This is a genomic window from Bacillus sp. NPDC060175 (genome assembly GCF_042728695.1).
Classification (GTDB): Bacteria; Bacillota; Bacilli; order Bacillales; family Bacillaceae_G; genus Bacillus_A.
Genome location: NZ_JBHWYR010000182.1, coordinates 1 through 2,418, shown reverse-complemented (window position 1 = coordinate 2,418; position 2,418 = coordinate 1). Strand labels below are relative to the sequence as shown.

1 protein-coding gene is annotated in these 2,418 nt (G+C 33.8%); it reads right to left on the bottom strand.

The annotated features are described in order from the left end of the window. Positions 1-93: 93 nt before the first annotated feature. The gene (locus tag ACFWDE_RS30360; protein ID WP_377896380.1) at positions 94-2,220 is read right to left on the bottom strand and encodes a peptidoglycan D,D-transpeptidase FtsI family protein; all 2,127 of its coding nucleotides are present in this window, start codon (positions 2,218-2,220) and stop codon (positions 94-96) included. Between the last annotated feature and the right edge of the window lie 198 nt (positions 2,221-2,418).

Genomic DNA, 2,418 nt, shown 5'->3' with positions numbered 1-2,418 from the left:
AGAATCAATTGCTTCATATATACCTCATTTCTAATCTATTCGTATGTAAAAACGTCTCTAGTCCATATAAATGCTAGAGACGTTTCGTATATTTTAATTCTCTTTAGAGTCATCTATTTTTGGTGCTTCGCCAGTTAATCGCTTATTTTTTAAATCAAAATAAGCATCTAAAACTTCTTTTCCAATATCAGAGTTAATACCAGACTTATCATTTATAACCCATGGTACTACAACAGAAAATGCTACTTCTGGATCATCATATGGCGCATATCCTGCTAATGTTAAATTATAGCATTCTCTACGATCGCCTTTCTCATTTCTCCCAATATCACTTTCTCCACCGTATACAGTCTGTGCAGTTCCTGTTTTGCCAGCTGGTTTATACGGTGCTTTTTGGAACGCCCTTACTCCCGTTCCATCCCCTTCTTGGAATACTTTCCTAAAGCCTTCTTTTACTTGATTGATATATTCTTCTTTCATATCAATTCTATTTAAAACAACGGGTTCTATTGATTGTACTACTTTACCGACCTCATCTTTTTGAACGGTTTGTTCTCTAATTTCTTGAAGAATTTGTGGTTTCATACGATACCCGCCATTTGCAATAGTTGAAATATATTGTGCAAGCTGAAGTGGTGTATACGTATCATACTGACCAATGGAAAAGTCTAATAAGAAACCTGGCTGATTATCTTTTCTCCCAATTTGCCCCGCTGTTTCATTCGGTAAATCAATGCCTGTTGGAACACCTAAACCAAATTGTCTGAAATAATATCTCATCTTATCAAAGTATTCTTGTTTAATATCTAATGAACTGTTCTTTACATAATCCATACCAGCAATTTTTAATGCTGTGTTAAACATATAAACGTTAGAGGAAACTTGTAAAGCTCTTAGGTCATCTATATCTCCAAAATCTTTCCATGACTTTTTCTCCTTAGTTCCTTTAAACTTCATAGGTGCATCATAAAAATGTGTTCCCGGTGTTATAGCTTTTGTTTCAAATCCGGTTAATACTGTAGCACCTTTAACAGTTGATCCAAGCTCGTATGAACTTGTCAGCGTACCTAAAGCATAATCTTCTACTTCCGTTTTTCCGTCTTTTTCTACAAGTCTTTTCCCAGCCATCGATAATACTTGGCCGTTTTTCGGATTCATCATTACAACGAAAGCACGGTCTAACATTGATTCTGAACCTTTATATGCCTTTAATATTTTTTCTATACTCTCTTCTACTTTTTTCTGTAATTCCATATCAATTGTTAACGTTAAATTCTTGCCGCTTTTCCCTTCAGAAACTGTCTCCGTTCTAATTGTATTACCTTGTTTACCAGCAATACTTCTTACTTCTTCTTTCGTGCCATGAAGTACATCTTCGTATTGCTGTTCGATGTAACTTTTCCCGACCCGGTCATTCCGGCTATACTCCCGCACTAAATAATAATCTAATCGTTCACGTGGTAATCCCTCATCAGCATTCGAAACATTTCCAAGGACTGAACGGAATAAGCCATCATTTACATAGAGCCGTTCCCAATCAACTGATGCGTCAACCCCAGGGAGATTTGCTAAATTTTCGCTAATCACAGCATATTCCTTTTCACTAACATCTTTTTTAATAATTTGAGGTACCATTTGATAACCTGAAGTCATTTTACTTTTAATAGCTAACACTTCTATGTCTTTTGCTGTTAATTCTTGAAGATTTTTTTCTGTAACTCGCTTTCTTTTTAACTCTTCTATTTTTTTGTCTAACTCTTTTCCGTTAATATCCTTTTCTCTAAACTTATCTATTTCTTTTTTAGATACTAAATCTTGAGTAAGTTTTGGATTTAACTGCATCCAAAAATCTTTCTTATCCGTCTCGGTTAACTTATCTATATCTTCTTGCGGTATTTCAATTATTGCTGCAAGTTGTCTTGCAGTTTTTAACATTTCCTCCGCTTTTACACCTTTCACCTTTGTATATGTAATCGTACGTAAAGACTTATTGTCCACTACTGGATTCCCTTCACGGTCATAAATTTTGCCACGTGGTACTGTAAGCTTAACTGTTGCATTTTCCCTCTTCGCTACTTCATTTTTATATGTTTCTCCATCGAAAATTTGCACTTTACCTAACTGGATTATAATTCCAGAAAATAATAAAAATACACAAAAGAATAAAATATTTAACCGTATTGGCATTGGCCGACCGTTCTTCTTTTTTTGCTTTTTCACCTCGTTATAATCTCCTCCCTACGTCACTTTCGTTTCATTACTTACTATATGTAGTCTCCATATAGTAAGTAATATTATTTTTTAAACATTACGTTGTATGAATATTAATATAATGTTTAAAACTTAATAGAAATTTAAGCAATGGTAAAGAAAAAGTAAAGTTTACTAAATAAAATTTAAAAATACGCAATAACAAAG